Here is a 14,184-nt window from a genome sequence, read left to right on the forward strand (position 1 = left end):
ACTACATTCGGGTAAAAGAAAAAAGAACCAGTACAAACCTTTTCCTTTCCACGAAAAGGTTTGTCAAAGGAGGAGTTGAATGAAACTGATTAAGAAGGCATACCTTGTCTGCCTTTCATACCGCCAGAGACCACCCCTGATCGTCTTCTTTTACGATATAGTTTCACTTGTTTATATTACAATATACTTATTCTTTGACATATTTGGCCCCTTTGCAAAAAATTCTTTTAGACAAATTAAGTATCTTTATTCTACCTTTATTAACACGTATGTATTCCATAGGCAAAATAGGCCGATAGGCAGGCTTAGCCGGTGGCCTGAGGACAAAGTGGCTTTGGGGGTGTATGAGGAAGTGATTCTTGGTTGTGGTCTTACCAGTCCTATCCTTACCCAGGACAAATTAGAAGAGAAAATTGAGAGTACCTGGAGAGAGGTAGAGGATTTCAGAAGGAGCATTCAAAGCGTTTCACGATCAAGTGAAAACGCTTTTTAAAGAGGTAGAAAGATGACTCTGGAAGAACTGAAAGAGTTAACGAAAAAAACAAAAGATTTTAAAGGGCTCTGCGGGGCCTCGGTTGACTTCGTGAATCCGGAGGACAACAAACCAACTCTTAAATTATTCCTTTCAGTTGAAAGGGCGATCAATTTTTATGAAAAATGCCCCAAGCCAAAGAAGCTTGGAGTTAGTGTTCAAGTCCGTGACCTCTATGGTAACGGTCGGTGGTTAGACATAAATATTCAGGAATAACCCTTCCTCAAAAGCGTTTCACGATTAAGTGAAAACGCTTTTTAAAAAGGCATTTTATAAAAAAGAAATTTTATAAAGGAGGTAAAGATGGGTAGAAATTATTTCGCTTTAGCTTTTTCAGCTGCAATGTTACCTAAAGAAAAGGTCGTTATCGTTAAAACTGAGATGACCCTGGAAAAACTCAGAGACGAGATGATGGAAAAGATTAAAAATGGGGTGAAAATCAATTGCATTCTCAACCCATCTCACAAGGCTACCATTGAAGTTATTAAAGATTGGGGTATTCCTGTAGAAATTCCTCAATCTCCACCTAAAGTTGAGTTGGGTCCCAATGATGTTTTGTATTTAGTCCAGGTCTCTGGTCTTCCCAGGTTGACGGATCGCCATCAATATACCACCAAAGAAATTCAGCGGGCAGACTGGCGCTTCATGAAGATAGAAGTCTTTACTGATAGTTTACTCATGCCCCTTCTTTGCTAACCTTAAAACTTTTAAGCTCTTTACCCTGCAGCAGTAGCTTTAGTAAGTCTTTGCTTTTCTGTGAAAGACTTAATGCTCGTGAAGAAGCTAGAAAAGAAGTCAACAAGGGGTATTAAGTATGTAGGAAAATGAAAAAGGAAAGAATTAAAGAAAGTATTAAGGTCCATAAAAAAATTGCAAGAAAGCGTTTCCTGTTCTATGAAAACGCTTTTAAAGGAGAATAAATGAATAAAAAAGTTTTTATCTCAGGTTCTATTTCGATAAAAAGACTTCCAAAAGAAGCTTTAAAATCTATAGACAAAATTATCTCAAAAAAGTTTGAGATATTAGTTGGGGATGCTAGAGGTGTTGATTCTCTGGTGCAAAGGTATTGTGCTAGCCGTGGCTATTACAATGTTAAAGTTTACTCAATCTATGATATTCCCAGAAATAAAATCAGTGATAAATTTAGATTTGAGAAAGTTGAAGTGACCGAATCAGTCAGAAGAAAAAGAGAGTCTGAGAGACAACAGGCAAAAGACCAAGCAATGACAAGAGATTGTGATTACTGCCTGGTCATCTGGAATGGGAAAAGTAAGGGAAGTTACGCAAACATTTTAAGGGCGAAAGAGTTGAAAAAAGGACTTAAAGTAGTTATTAACAATTAACACAGGAAGAAAATGAAAAAAGAAACAGTTAAACTCAGGATAAATACCAAGGTCTATAAAAGGATTGCAAGAGATCTTTACCCTATCTTACCAACCAGGGTTTACCAGAATAAAAAAAGTATAACAGGAAGAAAGCCAGGGCTGCTCTAAAGAAAGAAATCAGCGAAATTTGGTAGTCGGGGCAGCACTTTGAAATTACTCTTTTTTACCACTATGCCTGCCTGCCGCAGGCAGGCCTGCCTGAATCAACCCAAACGCTTTTCTGTAAAAACTTCAAAACAACGCCAGCAGGCCTTTCCATTCATAATGAGCCTGCTGGCTTAATTTTTTAAAGTAGTTGGAGATGACAATAATCATGTCTTTCCTGTCAAAAATCCAGCATAATCTAAACGAACTCCACATTTACTGCAGACTTAGAGAAAGAGGAATACCTGAAGATAGAGCCAGGAAACTGGCAAAACTAATGTCTCCAAAGGAAATCATCTACAGGGAAAGACTCTTGCACAAAATCAGAGAATACGCAGCTGTGCTCGTAGCATTTACAGGGTTTGCACTTGGAAGTGCGGAATCTGATAACTGGACAGCACTAATCCTGAGTAAAATTGCAGGATTCGCACTTGCTCTCATAGGTATGAAAGCCCTGAAGAAAAAATAAAAAATCCAGGGCTTCTCAGGAGAGAAGCCTTAAGAGGTGTCTCTTAACCCCAAACTCTCTGATAAACGGAGAATATGATGAAACAAAGAGTTTTCTTTAAACGCACTGACGGCCATAAAAGCCACATATCTGGATTACGCCGTGCACTGGCCAACAAACAGTTCAGGAAAAAATTTATAGCTCGGGCCGACTCCCAGGTAAAGCACCTGAGCAGACAACTCAAAATAACCCAGGAGCCTGAATAGAACTGGAAAGTAACACAACTACCTCAAAAGCGTTCCCTGTTTGTAAGAACGCTTTTGAAGGAGGATAAGATGAAAAGTAACTCCTGTGTTTTAAGCAAAATACTGGGAGGAGTAAAACTGGTTTCAGGTAGGACCTACGTCATTACTACAAAAAGCCTCCCACCGGATAGAAAAGCCACTATTGATAAACTTCTACCCCCCGGCACAAGCCTTGTAAGAGGCGTTCTTCTCTCCAGACCAGCCACAAGTCCCGAGATGATCAGAATTTTTACATAGAGAAACAGAAAAATTAACAGCTCAAACGTTTTACATTAAACATTTATTGTTGAACTTTCAGAAAAAATGTTTTACAATTGTGAGAAATACGCATGGGAGGAAATTATGCCTACGGTAACAATTTCTGGCAAATATCAAGTTGTTATTCCTAAAGAGATACGCAAGTTACTTGGTTTAAGGAAGGGACAGAGGATGATAGTGCTGGTAAAGGATGGGGTTATAAACCTTATTCCAAAAAAAGAGCTTTCCAGCATGAAAGGTATATTTAAGGGAATGGACACCAGAAACCTGAGAGAGGAGACAGAAAGATTATGATTGTTGTGGATTCCTATGGATGGATTGAATATTTCGCAGACGGCCCCTTATCTGATAAATATCAGAAATATATTACAAATCCTGAAGATATTTTGACTCCGGTAATTGTGGTTTATGAAGTGTATAAAAAAGTAAAACGAGAGAGAGGTGAAAAGGCAGCTCTGGTAGTTCTAGCTCATATCAACCAGACAAACATTGTTCCTCTCGACGAGACTCTCGCAGTAAAAGCAGCAGATGTAGCCCTGGAGTTTAAACTTCCAATGGCCGATGCCATTGTGTATGCCACTGCTATTGTCAAGAACTGCAAGGTGGCTACAAGCGACCCCCATTTTAAGAAACTACCCCATGTAATATTCGTAGAATGATCTCAATGCATTCAGGCAAATTCTAGCTTTAAGAAATCTTCCTCCGGTTCCATCTGTCCTGTCAGGACAAAATAATACCGTTTTTTTAAAACCTTATTCTTCGCTTTATTTCCCTTTATGTGAAGATAAAGCTGCCCCTGCCGCAGGCAGGAAGGAGAAAACCCATGAGCAATATGTTGAGATGTAATGCACCATTGAAGTTGATAGAAAAATACCTGGTGAAGAAAACAAAACCAATCGTTCGCAAAAGTAACAATCCAGAAGAACAGCAAGAGATATTCGAAAAAACTAAAAAGAGCCTTCCTGACCTGTTGGTCCTAAAAGAAAGTTTTTTCAAAAATGGAGGTAATAACAATGTTTAAAGTAACCATCTATACAGACGGCGCCTGCATCGGCAACCCGGGACCCATGGGAATCGGGTTTATCCTTCAATGTAACGGCCACCAGCTCAAAGTGGCTCGCTACATCGGTGAAGGCACCAATAATGTAGCGGAGCTTACCGCAGTTATTGAGGCATTCAAGGCCATCAAAAACAAAAAAGTCCATGCAGTTCTGCACACAGATAGCCAGCTCGTGTATGGATTCCTCAAGGGAACTTCCAAAGCCAGAGCACTTAGACATTATGCTGAGGAAATGAAAAAGCTGGCTGCCGAATTCGGGAAACTTGAAGTAGTAAAAGTCACTGCCCATGCCGATGACACGATGAACAACACGGTGGATAAACTTGCAAGAAAGGCTGCAAAAACAAAAAAGAGCTTTGAAGAAAGAAATAAACCGAGGCTAACAATGTCTGATGCATTTTTTCCATGGAAGTTATACATAAACAACACTCTTACAGATGAAGCGAATAGTTTGGAAGATGTAAGAAAAATCCTATCCAGAGAGGGGCTCAAACTCGCTGCACGGGGTGCTGAAATCAAGTTCGTTGACACGCTCGACTACACTGTCCTTAAAATTGAAAACGGTATCTTTGTCTGGCCTGAAGAACTGAAGGGAAAAAGGTATGTGTAATGAGTATGAATCCAAAAACCGTGAACGTATCAAAATGAAAAAAGAAATTGAAAAATGGCAAAGAGAAATGGAAGAGAAAAGAAGACCATCTCTTGAGCGCATCTTAACTGCCCTGGAAAAATTCCAAAAGAAGCATTTCACCAGTAATTCGCAAAAGACTAAAAAAGGTATTTAGCATCAAGTCACAATTTTTCAATAAATAAAGAATTTTCTAAAAGAGGTGCACAATGACAGCAACTCAATTTGCCAAACTCTTGAATAATTTAAAGTCAGAACTCCGAGGGAAAAAAGTAATGGTTATTGCTCCTAATGGTTTATATTTACCAGCGACGAGTGAACTACCCCTCCCTTACGGAAGGGGCTTCCGGTAGGTTGCCCACCCGGAAAACCCGCTAGTGGGATTCCTGCTTCAGCGACCGAGCTTGCCCATTCCCGTAGGGATGAGTAGAGGCTCGATCTCCACAGGCGTGACTTCGGACCGCCCCGGCCCTAGGGCTTCTAAAAGGGGTTGTCTCCCTCAAAAATGCTTTCTGTTCGATTACCCTTGCCGCATTGGTATCTCGGTCGAGTTCTATCCCGCAGTACGGGCATTTGTGGATCCTCTCAGCCAAAGCTTTTGGAACGAGAGCATGACAGGCGCTACACTCTTGGCTCGTATATCTTGGATCTACTCTCACTACCTCATTACCCCTGAGCATGACACTCTTATAGGTGGTAAGGGTGATAAGAGTTGCCCATCCTGCATCAAGTATTGCCTTTGCTAAATGATGATTTTTCACCATTCCCCTTATGTTTAGCCTTTCAAAGGCAATAAAGCTGTAGTTTACCACCAGCCATAGGGCCAGTTTGTGTAAAAAATCTCTGCGCTGATTCGCAACTTTCTCGTGTAATCTTGCCAGCCTGATTCTCTGTTTTTCGTAATTCGCTGAACCTTTTTGTTTGCGGGAAAGCCTTTTCTGGGCTCTCTTTATCCGGGCTTCAGACCTGTAGATAAATTTCGGATGTTCTTGATAATTGGTATCAGAAGTGTTAACGATTTTTTTCAGTCCAAGGTCAATGCCTGTAGATTTACCGTTATCCTGAAGTTGAAGCTCTACTGCTTTTTTAAGGGTGATACAGAGATACCACTTACCTGATTTTTCCCGCTTCAGTATAACGGTTTTGGCCTGTTTCCAGTCTAATGGCCTATGTACCCTTATCCTTACCTCACCGAAACCAGGCAGGACAGTTGTGCCAAATTTATTGTTATCCTGTCTGAACTTGATAACTTGTTTTAGCTCTCCCTTTTGCTTCATCCAGACCTGTGGATAGGTGAATGAACGATATTTGGATAGTTTTTTCAGACGAGGATATCCCACCTTGACATGTTTTCCATTCTTCTTTCGTTTTAGGTCCTCAAAAAATTTTTGATAGGCCCTATCCACACGCTGGAGACAGTTCTGCAATAGCTGACTGTGCACTTTTTTCAATGTGGGATCTGAATCTTTGAGCAAGAGCAAGCCATTTTGCTGTTGGCTGTAGGTTATAGTCTTTTTTTCGGTACGATATGCGTTTCTGCGTTCTTTAATGGCTGAATTGTATAGATTACAAAGAGTATATAACCAGCTCTCCGCCTTATATTCCTGGAGGGCTGTTAAGTATGCCCGGTATCTGTGTGTAATCTCAATTATATTATCAGGCTCTTTATTTTTCTTTCTGGGTACTGACATAGTGCTTGATATCCTCTAATTTCACCTGTCCAGTGGATGCGATAAAGTAAGAGTCTGACCAGAATTTTCCAGCCCAAAGATGCTTGCTCATAACATCAGGAAACTCTTTTCTCAGTATCCTTGAGCTTACGGATTTGAGGCTGTTTACAAATTTAGACAGGGTAACAGGCGGTCTGGATGCAAAAAGTATGTGTATATGGTCTTTGTCTGTCTCCTGCTCTATAATTTCTATTCCGAAGCGTTTTGCAACATCTCTAACTATTTCCTTTAGTCTATTATCCAGCACCCCTACCAAAACCTTCTTTCTGTATTTTACGCACATGACGAGGTGGAACTGAAGAGAATAGACTGAATGACATCCCTTGTCTAACCTGTATTTCATGGGTATTTTTTACCATAGAACTCCACCTGATGTCAACATCTGCCTCTCATCCCCTCCCTTACGGAAGGGGACTTCCCGGCGGAAAAGTTAAATTTGTAATAAAAGACCCCTACAATCTTTCCTTAACTGAGGGAAATGTGAAATACATAGTAGTAACGTATGAAGAAGGATAACAGAGCTTCTTAGAAAAGGAAACAACGACCCATAAAAAACAATACATCAAAAGCGTTTCCTGTTTTATGAAAACGCTTTTAAATAAAAAAAGAAGGAGAATGAGATAAGTGGGTATTAAAATTACTAATCAGGGATTTAAGGGGAAGGGGATTTATATTGGAAGGCCAAGCCCGTATGGAAATCCATACCCAACTAAGAAGAGCCAATTTTCAGATAAGGTATATTCCTTGAAGGAAAGCTTGAGAATGTATGCGAAGAAAGTTGACAAGGGAGAAATAGATATTTCCGAACTAGTTGAGAAATATAAAAATGAAGGTTCTTTGGTCTTGGATTGTTTTTGCACAAACAGAATTATTCAAGATATAAGCGATATTGAACCTGAGAACTTTGTGTGTCATGGTGAAGTGTTAGCTTGGTATATCCTTTTGGAAGTCTTTTTATTGAAATAGAACCTGAAATAAAAACTTTTTTATTCATTTATTCTCCTTTAAAAGCGTTTCCTGTTCTGTGAAAACGCTTTAACAACGTTTTTGTAGGAGATAAAGTAGGGGTTTCCGCCGCTCAAGGAAAGTTGGAGTGAAATCAAAATAAAGAGGAAACAACAGATGAGGTATGTATTTGGTGATATGTTTTCTATGGTTAACCGGGGTAGTAATAATATTCTCTGTGTAACTACAAATGGCACTATAACTAAATCAAATCAGCTTGTAATGGGTAGAGGTAATGCTTTGCAAGCTGCCAGGTTGTTTCCATCTCTTAAGACAAAGGCAGCTTTAATGCTTCTTAAACACTTTAAACCGCAGACCTACATCCCGGTAAATCTTATGCCGGGAAAGGAAAAATTTAAAAAGCCATGGAAGACTATAATCTATGGCTTCTTCTATTCGGAAAACCTACCTGTAGCCCTATTTCAGGTTAAGAAGCACTTCGGCGAATATGCAGATCCTGGATTAATTAATTTCTCTACTGGAATGCTAAAGGCATATGCATTTAAGACCCCTACCAAAATCATCCACCTGCCTTTTCCTGGCATTGGATTCGGGGGACTTTCAGTCGAGGCGGTTGAGCCATTACTCAGGGTTCTGCCGGATAATGTATGTGTGTGGAGAAGGAGGAAATCAGTTGGGTAGAAGGCCGAGTCCGGGTAAACCCTGGCTCGGTTTCTTGTTAAAAAATTCCCTGCCTTTCTAGTCAAAAATGAGAAAAACAAAATAGGAGGTACAAAAATGAATTTTATTTATGAACCATTGACCACACCAAGTCTAACTGAAAGGTATATCGGTGAGTTACTACCTTTCAGGGAAATTTCACCGGTGCTGTTAAAAGGTCCAAAGGGCCAGGGCAAGACCATGCAGGTGTTTGCCTATGCCATGGAAAACGACTACAAGCTACTGATATTTGAGGCCTCCGAGGAAGCCAGATACGGCCAGATTATTGGTCAGTTTGGCCTTAAGGGAAGGGAGGCATATTTTTCCCTTGGTGTTATCCCTACTGCTATTCAATATGCAAACAGTGGTGAACGTTTCATACTACTCATTGAGGAACTTAATGCGCTTTCACCTGCGGCCCAGAAGCAGCTTAACTCGCTTCTTGATCTTAAGAAGGGAGTGACTGTGAAAGAGATTGGACAAAGGTTTGAGTTACATAACAACTCTGACAACTTCCTTGTGGTAGCAACTATGGCTCTCACATTCTACGGTGGTGTATTTGAATTAAATGAGGACCTCAAATCCAGATTTAACATTGTATCAGTAGGATATCCACCAGAAGACAAAGAAAGAGAAATTTTGTCTCAGCATACCACAGACAATGAGCTTGCATCAAAACTTGTTACACTAGCAACTCAGACAAGAACGAGTTCTTTTGTCTATCAGCTCTCTACTCGTGATCTGGTTAAGGCCGTAAAGGTTATAAATAGACTTGGCCTTAAGTGGGGGCTTAAGGCCCTTGAGGGAAAGTTTGAAGAAGAGGACAGGAAAACGTTCTGGGAAAGGGTGGCAGGAATCTTTGGGGAGGTAAAGTAATGAAATTATTTACTACTGACAGTTTCTGGTATCAATGGCGGATTTACAGGGACCTGATATATATCTTAAAGAATAAGGACCGCCTGGATAGCCGACTTTTAAAGGAAGAAAAACCTTCAGGGCTTGAACAGTATAAAGAAAAAGAGCTAACCTATTTTTACAAACTCTTTCGTTATTCTTTAACCGAGGGTACACCTTACCATACTGTGGCTACCCTTCTTGATGTCTTTAGATGCCAGAGATTAATGCATTACATCTATCCTGGGTTTTCACAGGTTAAACCAGAGCAGTATGTTTCTATATTGGGCAAATATACTTCTATTTCCACGGAAGAACTGTGTCATACACTGGTTGAATGCTGGTGCGGGAAAAGGTCAAAACATGACCTGATAAATACAACAGTCTCCGAGTTAAAAAGGAGACTTGTTTCAAAAAGATGGATCGAAACAAGAGCACAGCAACTGGTCAAGCATTTTGAAAAAAAGAAAGAGCCAGATAAGCCAGAAGACATCACAATAACCGCTCTGTTCAAGGTTTCTCAAAAGGAAAATTCTGATTTGCTACCAAGTAATAGTGAAACAGAAAGAGAAATAGATGATCCTGGTAACCGGAATGAAAGTCCTCAAAGTATTCCTCAGAGTATTGAGGAATATCTACAGGGTCCCCAGAATAACGCATCTGCCCAGAATGATGTGCCTACCAAAGAAGAACCCGGTATGGAAGAACAAGGAGAGAATACACAGACAAAAACAGATGTAGATGACGCTTCTGACGAAATTGATGAGACTAAAAGAATTCTCGCTGCTTACTCCAGGGTTATGCAACGGATGAGAAACGCCTACAGAAAAGATAGGGGCAGGTATAGGGACGTTTACGCAAGGGTTTACTTTGAAGAAAGTAAACCACAGCAGGAAATTAAAGTATCGACAGAGGACAGACAAATTGCAAATATCTTGAGGAGAATTGTTTTAAGAACAAAGCTGAGGGAAGAATGGAACATAACTGGAACCGCACTTGATATAAAAAGATATGTAAATCTTCTGGCTTCTGATAATGCAAGCCCGGAAGTCTTTAAAGTGCCTTCGCTTAAGCAGGGTGGAAAAATAGTATTCCTCGCTGACGCATCTGGCAGCATGACAGACTACTATACCCTTGAATCAAGGGTATATTCAATCATCAAAGAGGCGTTTAAAGGCTGTCTGGATCTTGATCTGTTCTGCTTTGACTCGCCTGCATATGGCAAAGTCAGCATTAAAAGAAAGTTTTATGAAGGTAGGTATACTCCGATTGTCTTCGCCGCAAACTATATTGTCAACTGGATGCTCGCATTCTCTTCTCAATACAACTATCAGGTCTTGATCCTATTCAGCGATATGGAAGAAAATGTGAGTAAATATTGGAGCTTTGAGGAAGGACTTAAGTCACTGCTGCGCAAAGTCCAGAAAAGCAGAATAAAAGTTGTAGGAGCAGTCCCAGTTGGTGAATATGACAACTCGCATTCTCTTACTTTCAGAAAATTTTTTCCCTGTGTGCCCATTTCCAGAGAAGGGGTAGAAGAACTTACTCAAAATCTTATAAGGCTTTTTCGGGCAATAAAAATTGCCTAGTTCCTCAAAGATTCTCGTGTATATCAATCCCTTTATGCTAATGCACTCAAGAAGATAGAGAAAAATTCCTAAAGCGTTTCCTGTTCTATGAAAACGCTTTTTGGAGGAAGATATGAGGGTTTTTTGCTTTAAACAGGATGAGGCAAGATGCCCGGGGTGCGGGTGGCGTACAGCCAAGTTTTATGTCTTGGCTGAAGACCCCGGGGAAGCCAGGGCAGTCCTAAACCAGGATGAAGCCCTCTGTGCAGAGTGTATGGCTGAGCTACTCTCTGAGGAAGCCTACTCAATCACAGCAGACAAAGTGGAACAAAGGCCTATTTTTACCATTACCAGCGAGGAGGTGCAGAAGATTGCTAAAGAGGTGATCGGCAGGGAGCTTACAGAGGAAGAGCTAAGGCGTGTAAAGAAGGGCATAGAGTTTGGGCTTGAGTGCTGGGAAGATGTAGTAAGGGCAGCCATTGAAGGTGTAATCGTTAAATAAAAAGAAAGAAGGAGGTACGTTATGGCAGAAAAACAAAAGAAGCAACAGAGCAATGGCAATGGAAAGACTTACTGGGATGTAAACGATGTTACCATCACAGGCAGACTGGGCATGGATCCCGAGTTGCGCTATACACCAAATGGAACAGCAGTCTGCCAGCTCCGTCTCGCCATTGCTGAAGGCCAGAGGACAAGCTGGGTAACAGTGGTAACATTTGGGAAGGTAGCAGAATCTGTAGCTAATTACCTTGGTAAGGGAAGAAAGGTTCTTGTAAAAGGACGCCTCCATACCAACGAATGGACCACCCAGGATGGCCAGAAGAGATCAAGGGTTGAAGTGTATGCCAGCAGGGTCAGATTCATGGATACTCCAAAGAAACAGGAAATTCCTCCAGAACCGGAAGAGCCTGAAGTTGTTGACGAAGATGTGCCATTCTAGCATAAAGGGCCGCCTTCGGGCGGCCTTAATTTTTAAGGAGGAAATATGGGAAATAAGAATATTATAAGCACTGCGAATTTTATACCTTCTATCTATACCCGGCACAACCTTTTCCTTATAGAGGAAAATGAAAATTCCTATGTTGTTATAGATGAGTGAAAACGAGAAGGAGATCCTCATCTTCCTGACGACAAACAACAAACTTGCCATCATTACACTACTGAAAGAGAAGCCTGGAAGAAGTTCGTAGCCTTGATCAAAGTATACAGTAAACTTTATCCCATTTAAACAATAAAAGAGTATTTTTTTAATTTTACCTTCCTACTATTCTACTGTGACCTTTAATCAGGTTTTTGAGTTTTTACACAGCTTGACGGAAGCTTCTGGAAACCAGATCTTTTCAACTCAATAATTTCCCTTCTTCCGCTGATATGCCCGCCTGCCTGCGGGCAGGGGCAGACACGGCCGTCGGGCAGGCCCTACAATAGATTCAGAGCCACCAACTGCTTTCCATTATAAGCAGGAAAGCAGTTTTTTATTTTTTTCTCAGGAGGTTTCCCATGAAAGTATCTGCATACTGCAACGCAGCCATATATCAGGGGAAAGCAGGAATTATAGGAATACTGCATGATGGTAAAAACAAAAAAAGGGTTTATGATCAGTTTAAAAATTCCAACGAAGACCTAGCAGTACAGGCAGCCATAATCAGAACTCTCAGGGAACTCAAAAAACCACAAAATACCGATGTAACCATTTACCTGCCCAGAAAAATTCAGTTAAACCACCCCAAACTAAAAAACTTATTACGACAGCTCAAGAGTTACACGGTTAAGATCAATCCAAAACTTGTAAAAATCAAGGCCATTGCAGCCCAGAAACTCACTGAGAAAACAGATAAACAAAAAACCTCAGCTCCGCATAAAAAAATAATGTCCTATGTAAATAACCTCATCAGCCGGGGATATGAAGTAGAAGTTAACTTTTCCAGAAACACAGAAGAATATACAGAGGCAGAAATAGAAATATATGACCGCCAGAGCAAAAAACTCCTCTGTGCCCAGGAAGTCATCGCAGACACAAAAGGTTATGAAATCCAGGGATGTTACCGCTGCCCACTTCCCTCACAGTGTCCGTTCTACGGAAGACCATACTGTACAGAACAGAATATTTACTAGACAGCCATGGAAGAAATACAGCTAACAGACGAGCAACTCAGGGCCGTCACCGCTCCCCCTTCCATTGTCCAGGTGGTAGCCGGTCCTGGCACAGGAAAAACCAGGTGTGTTACAGCCAGAGCAATCTATCTCCTTTCAATGAGTAAGCATTCCAGAATCCTGGTGCTGTCCCACACCAGAAAGGCGGTCTCTGAAATAGCTAAAAGAGTTAGCGTCGCAATCCCCTCAAATCGGGTCAATGTTTCTTACCGGAGAATTTCCGATCTGTCCAGGGTGAAAGTCATGACCCTGCATGGATTCTGCATGAAAACCGCAAGAATACTTGGAGTATTTAATAAAAACGCCAGACTCTTAAAAGACAAAGAAAAAAAGGAATTCCTTAAAAAGTGCCTGGAGATTCACCCGGTATTCCAGGAAATAGATACCATTGAGGATACTATTGAAAACTGCAAAAATCTCCTTATCACCCCCGAAGAAGCATACTGTCTGCTACCTGAAGACCTGGCAAAAATCTATGAAATATACGAAAGAGAAAAAGAAGAGGAAAACCTCTTTGATTTTGAGGATATGCTGGTTTCAGTATATAGAAAACTCTCCTCCAACCATAAACTGGCAGATACCCTGAGACAGCAATTCCAGCACGTAATAGTTGATGAAGCACATGATATGAATAAAGCACAATACGAGATTGTGAGGCTCATCCAGAATGGTTCATTCTTTACAGTACTTGATCCTAACCAGAGAATATATGCCTTCCGTGCAGGTGGAGGACCACTGCACAGATTTGAACGGGATTATCCCTACAGTTCCCGCCTGCCCCTCACAGTAAACTTCAGGAGTACCAGAAAAATCGTCAACAGCACAAATAAATTCATGGGAACAAATATAAAACCAAGAGAAGATGCACCTGAAGGTAAAATTGAAATTCTAATCCAGACAACCTGGGAAAAACAGGCAAAGGAAATAGCCAGGAAAATAATAGAAATCACAAAGGACTACCCCAATGAAACAGTAGCAGTCCTGGTTAGAACCAACCTTCAGGCTGCTACAATTGCACCAGTACTTGAGGACTACGGCATAAAATCAAATATTAACGTTGAAAAGCACACAGCAGCTCATAAACCTCCTGATACTCCAAAAAGACTCTGGGAAAAGGCCCTCTCAGTCCTGAAAAAACTTTCCAGCCCACCCGAATCTAAAGGTAACGGGAAAATCAGGGTAACCATTTCAACAATTCATAAAGCGAAAGGAAGGGAATGGGACCACGTAGTAATTCCCGATGTGGTTGATAAACTTCCCTGCTGTAAACAAGAACGGGAAGAAGAGGAAAAAAGAATATTTTACGTGGCCACCACCAGGCCACGCAAAACACTTATCATCTCAGCAGCAGAAGAATGCTATGGACAGGATACAAATCCATCTCGTTACATTGAATATTTTAGATCTTAATCG

The 14,184-nt window shown here is 40.8% G+C and carries 23 protein-coding genes; 21 read left to right on the forward strand and 2 right to left on the reverse strand.

Annotated features, from left to right (window positions below; genetic code table 11):
* Positions 1-79: 79 nt before the first annotated feature.
* The 13 genes from HS1_RS04460 to HS1_RS13500 all read left to right on the forward strand — a co-directional run bounded on the left by HS1_RS04460 (position 80) and on the right by HS1_RS13500 (position 5,113).
* Positions 80-493 carry a hypothetical protein gene (locus HS1_RS04460; protein ID WP_066061502.1) on the forward strand — a complete coding sequence of 138 codons (414 nt, stop codon included), beginning with the start codon at positions 80-82 and terminating at the stop codon, positions 491-493.
* Between the two features lie 12 nt (positions 494-505).
* Positions 506-748, forward strand: coding sequence for a hypothetical protein (locus tag HS1_RS04465; protein ID WP_066061505.1), 243 nt, complete (start codon positions 506-508; stop codon positions 746-748).
* A gap of 87 nt (positions 749-835) precedes the next feature.
* Positions 836-1,228, forward strand: coding sequence for a hypothetical protein (locus HS1_RS04470; RefSeq protein WP_066061508.1), 393 nt, complete (start codon positions 836-838; stop codon positions 1,226-1,228).
* A gap of 224 nt (positions 1,229-1,452) precedes the next feature.
* The gene (locus HS1_RS04475; protein ID WP_066061512.1) at positions 1,453-1,875 is read left to right on the forward strand and encodes a hypothetical protein; all 423 of its coding nucleotides are present in this window, start codon (positions 1,453-1,455) and stop codon (positions 1,873-1,875) included.
* A gap of 12 nt (positions 1,876-1,887) precedes the next feature.
* Positions 1,888-2,025, forward strand: a complete 138-nt coding sequence (locus tag HS1_RS13025; protein ID WP_156469379.1) for a hypothetical protein — start codon at positions 1,888-1,890, stop codon at positions 2,023-2,025.
* 193 nt (positions 2,026-2,218) lie between these two features.
* Positions 2,219-2,530: a hypothetical protein gene (locus HS1_RS04480; protein WP_156469380.1), complete on the forward strand. Its 312-nt coding sequence runs from the start codon at positions 2,219-2,221 to the stop codon at positions 2,528-2,530.
* 314 nt (positions 2,531-2,844) lie between these two features.
* Positions 2,845-3,051, forward strand: coding sequence for a hypothetical protein (locus HS1_RS04485; RefSeq protein ID WP_066061518.1), 207 nt, complete (start codon positions 2,845-2,847; stop codon positions 3,049-3,051).
* 105 nt (positions 3,052-3,156) lie between these two features.
* On the forward strand, positions 3,157-3,366 hold the full coding sequence (locus HS1_RS04490) for an AbrB/MazE/SpoVT family DNA-binding domain-containing protein (protein WP_066061521.1): 210 nt from the start codon (positions 3,157-3,159) through the stop codon (positions 3,364-3,366).
* Positions 3,363-3,731: a type II toxin-antitoxin system VapC family toxin gene (locus HS1_RS04495; protein ID WP_066061523.1), complete on the forward strand. Its 369-nt coding sequence runs from the start codon at positions 3,363-3,365 to the stop codon at positions 3,729-3,731. The genes HS1_RS04490 and HS1_RS04495 overlap by 4 nt, the downstream gene beginning before the upstream one ends.
* 164 nt (positions 3,732-3,895) lie before the next feature.
* Positions 3,896-4,093 (forward strand): hypothetical protein, encoded by a 198-nt coding sequence (locus tag HS1_RS04500; protein WP_066061526.1) that lies wholly within the window; start codon positions 3,896-3,898, stop codon positions 4,091-4,093.
* Entirely contained in the window at positions 4,086-4,742 is a 657-nt protein-coding gene (locus HS1_RS04505; RefSeq protein WP_066061529.1) for a ribonuclease HI, read from the forward strand. The genes HS1_RS04500 and HS1_RS04505 overlap by 8 nt, the downstream gene beginning before the upstream one ends.
* Positions 4,743-4,776: 34 nt before the next feature.
* On the forward strand, positions 4,777-4,917 hold the full coding sequence (locus tag HS1_RS04510; RefSeq protein WP_156469381.1) for a hypothetical protein: 141 nt from the start codon (positions 4,777-4,779) through the stop codon (positions 4,915-4,917).
* A gap of 52 nt (positions 4,918-4,969) precedes the next feature.
* Positions 4,970-5,113, forward strand: coding sequence for a hypothetical protein (locus tag HS1_RS13500; protein WP_156469382.1), 144 nt, complete (start codon positions 4,970-4,972; stop codon positions 5,111-5,113).
* Between the two features lie 21 nt (positions 5,114-5,134).
* Here the strand turns inward: HS1_RS13500 and HS1_RS04515 are convergent, their stop codons facing one another.
* Together HS1_RS04515 and tnpA are read right to left on the reverse strand one after the other, a co-directional pair.
* Positions 5,135-6,451 carry an RNA-guided endonuclease InsQ/TnpB family protein gene (locus tag HS1_RS04515; protein ID WP_066061534.1) on the reverse strand — a complete coding sequence of 439 codons (1,317 nt, stop codon included), beginning with the start codon at positions 6,449-6,451 and terminating at the stop codon, positions 5,135-5,137.
* Entirely contained in the window at positions 6,426-6,833 is a 408-nt protein-coding gene (tnpA, locus tag HS1_RS04520; protein ID WP_066061537.1) for an IS200/IS605 family transposase, read from the reverse strand. The genes HS1_RS04515 and tnpA overlap by 26 nt, the downstream gene beginning before the upstream one ends.
* Before the next feature lie 281 nt (positions 6,834-7,114).
* Between tnpA and HS1_RS04525 the strand changes: the two genes are divergently transcribed.
* The 8 genes from HS1_RS04525 (at position 7,115) to HS1_RS04560 (ending at position 14,181) form a co-directional block, all read left to right on the forward strand.
* On the forward strand, positions 7,115-7,456 hold the full coding sequence (locus HS1_RS04525; RefSeq protein ID WP_066061540.1) for a DUF4326 domain-containing protein: 342 nt from the start codon (positions 7,115-7,117) through the stop codon (positions 7,454-7,456).
* 156 nt (positions 7,457-7,612) lie between these two features.
* On the forward strand, positions 7,613-8,137 hold the full coding sequence (locus HS1_RS04530) for a hypothetical protein (RefSeq protein WP_066061543.1): 525 nt from the start codon (positions 7,613-7,615) through the stop codon (positions 8,135-8,137).
* A gap of 96 nt (positions 8,138-8,233) precedes the next feature.
* Positions 8,234-9,031, forward strand: coding sequence for an AAA family ATPase (locus HS1_RS04535; RefSeq protein WP_066061547.1), 798 nt, complete (start codon positions 8,234-8,236; stop codon positions 9,029-9,031).
* The gene (locus HS1_RS04540) at positions 9,031-10,638 is read left to right on the forward strand and encodes a hypothetical protein (protein WP_066061550.1); all 1,608 of its coding nucleotides are present in this window, start codon (positions 9,031-9,033) and stop codon (positions 10,636-10,638) included. The genes HS1_RS04535 and HS1_RS04540 overlap by 1 nt, the downstream gene beginning before the upstream one ends.
* Positions 10,639-10,750: 112 nt before the next feature.
* Positions 10,751-11,119: a hypothetical protein gene (locus tag HS1_RS13595; RefSeq protein ID WP_066061554.1), complete on the forward strand. Its 369-nt coding sequence runs from the start codon at positions 10,751-10,753 to the stop codon at positions 11,117-11,119.
* A gap of 21 nt (positions 11,120-11,140) precedes the next feature.
* Entirely contained in the window at positions 11,141-11,557 is a 417-nt protein-coding gene (locus HS1_RS04550) for a single-stranded DNA-binding protein (protein ID WP_066061556.1), read from the forward strand.
* A 560-nt stretch (positions 11,558-12,117) separates the two neighbouring features.
* Positions 12,118-12,732, forward strand: coding sequence for a hypothetical protein (locus tag HS1_RS04555; protein ID WP_066061560.1), 615 nt, complete (start codon positions 12,118-12,120; stop codon positions 12,730-12,732).
* A gap of 6 nt (positions 12,733-12,738) precedes the next feature.
* On the forward strand, positions 12,739-14,181 hold the full coding sequence (locus HS1_RS04560; protein WP_066061562.1) for a UvrD-helicase domain-containing protein: 1,443 nt from the start codon (positions 12,739-12,741) through the stop codon (positions 14,179-14,181).
* Positions 14,182-14,184: the final 3 nt, after the last annotated feature.

This window comes from Candidatus Desulfofervidus auxilii (genome assembly GCF_001577525.1).
Lineage (GTDB): Bacteria > Desulfobacterota > Desulfofervidia > Desulfofervidales > Desulfofervidaceae > Desulfofervidus > Desulfofervidus auxilii.

Excerpts from the sequence above, each read along its gene's own strand:
- HS1_RS04460 (WP_066061502.1), top strand. The coding sequence starts at position 80 with ATGAAACTGATTAAGAAGGCATACCTTGTCTGCCTTTCATACCGCCAG.
- HS1_RS04465 (WP_066061505.1), top strand. The coding sequence starts at position 506 with ATGACTCTGGAAGAACTGAAAGAGTTAACGAAAAAAACAAAAGATTTT.
- HS1_RS04470 (WP_066061508.1), top strand. The coding sequence starts at position 836 with ATGGGTAGAAATTATTTCGCTTTAGCTTTTTCAGCTGCAATGTTACCT.
- HS1_RS04475 (WP_066061512.1), top strand. The coding sequence starts at position 1,453 with ATGAATAAAAAAGTTTTTATCTCAGGTTCTATTTCGATAAAAAGACTT.
- HS1_RS13025 (WP_156469379.1), top strand. The coding sequence starts at position 1,888 with ATGAAAAAAGAAACAGTTAAACTCAGGATAAATACCAAGGTCTATAAA.
- HS1_RS04480 (WP_156469380.1), top strand. The coding sequence starts at position 2,219 with ATGACAATAATCATGTCTTTCCTGTCAAAAATCCAGCATAATCTAAAC.
- HS1_RS04485 (WP_066061518.1), top strand. The coding sequence starts at position 2,845 with ATGAAAAGTAACTCCTGTGTTTTAAGCAAAATACTGGGAGGAGTAAAA.
- HS1_RS04490 (WP_066061521.1), top strand. The coding sequence starts at position 3,157 with ATGCCTACGGTAACAATTTCTGGCAAATATCAAGTTGTTATTCCTAAA.
- HS1_RS04495 (WP_066061523.1), top strand. The coding sequence starts at position 3,363 with ATGATTGTTGTGGATTCCTATGGATGGATTGAATATTTCGCAGACGGC.
- HS1_RS04500 (WP_066061526.1), top strand. The coding sequence starts at position 3,896 with ATGAGCAATATGTTGAGATGTAATGCACCATTGAAGTTGATAGAAAAA.
- HS1_RS04505 (WP_066061529.1), top strand. The coding sequence starts at position 4,086 with ATGTTTAAAGTAACCATCTATACAGACGGCGCCTGCATCGGCAACCCG.
- HS1_RS04510 (WP_156469381.1), top strand. The coding sequence starts at position 4,777 with ATGAAAAAAGAAATTGAAAAATGGCAAAGAGAAATGGAAGAGAAAAGA.
- HS1_RS13500 (WP_156469382.1), top strand. The coding sequence starts at position 4,970 with ATGACAGCAACTCAATTTGCCAAACTCTTGAATAATTTAAAGTCAGAA.
- HS1_RS04515 (WP_066061534.1), bottom strand. The coding sequence starts at position 6,451 with ATGTCAGTACCCAGAAAGAAAAATAAAGAGCCTGATAATATAATTGAG.
- tnpA (WP_066061537.1), bottom strand. The coding sequence starts at position 6,833 with ATGAAATACAGGTTAGACAAGGGATGTCATTCAGTCTATTCTCTTCAG.
- HS1_RS04530 (WP_066061543.1), top strand. The coding sequence starts at position 7,613 with ATGAGGTATGTATTTGGTGATATGTTTTCTATGGTTAACCGGGGTAGT.
- HS1_RS04535 (WP_066061547.1), top strand. The coding sequence starts at position 8,234 with ATGAATTTTATTTATGAACCATTGACCACACCAAGTCTAACTGAAAGG.
- HS1_RS04540 (WP_066061550.1), top strand. The coding sequence starts at position 9,031 with ATGAAATTATTTACTACTGACAGTTTCTGGTATCAATGGCGGATTTAC.
- HS1_RS13595 (WP_066061554.1), top strand. The coding sequence starts at position 10,751 with ATGAGGGTTTTTTGCTTTAAACAGGATGAGGCAAGATGCCCGGGGTGC.
- HS1_RS04550 (WP_066061556.1), top strand. The coding sequence starts at position 11,141 with ATGGCAGAAAAACAAAAGAAGCAACAGAGCAATGGCAATGGAAAGACT.
- HS1_RS04555 (WP_066061560.1), top strand. The coding sequence starts at position 12,118 with ATGAAAGTATCTGCATACTGCAACGCAGCCATATATCAGGGGAAAGCA.
- HS1_RS04560 (WP_066061562.1), top strand. The coding sequence starts at position 12,739 with ATGGAAGAAATACAGCTAACAGACGAGCAACTCAGGGCCGTCACCGCT.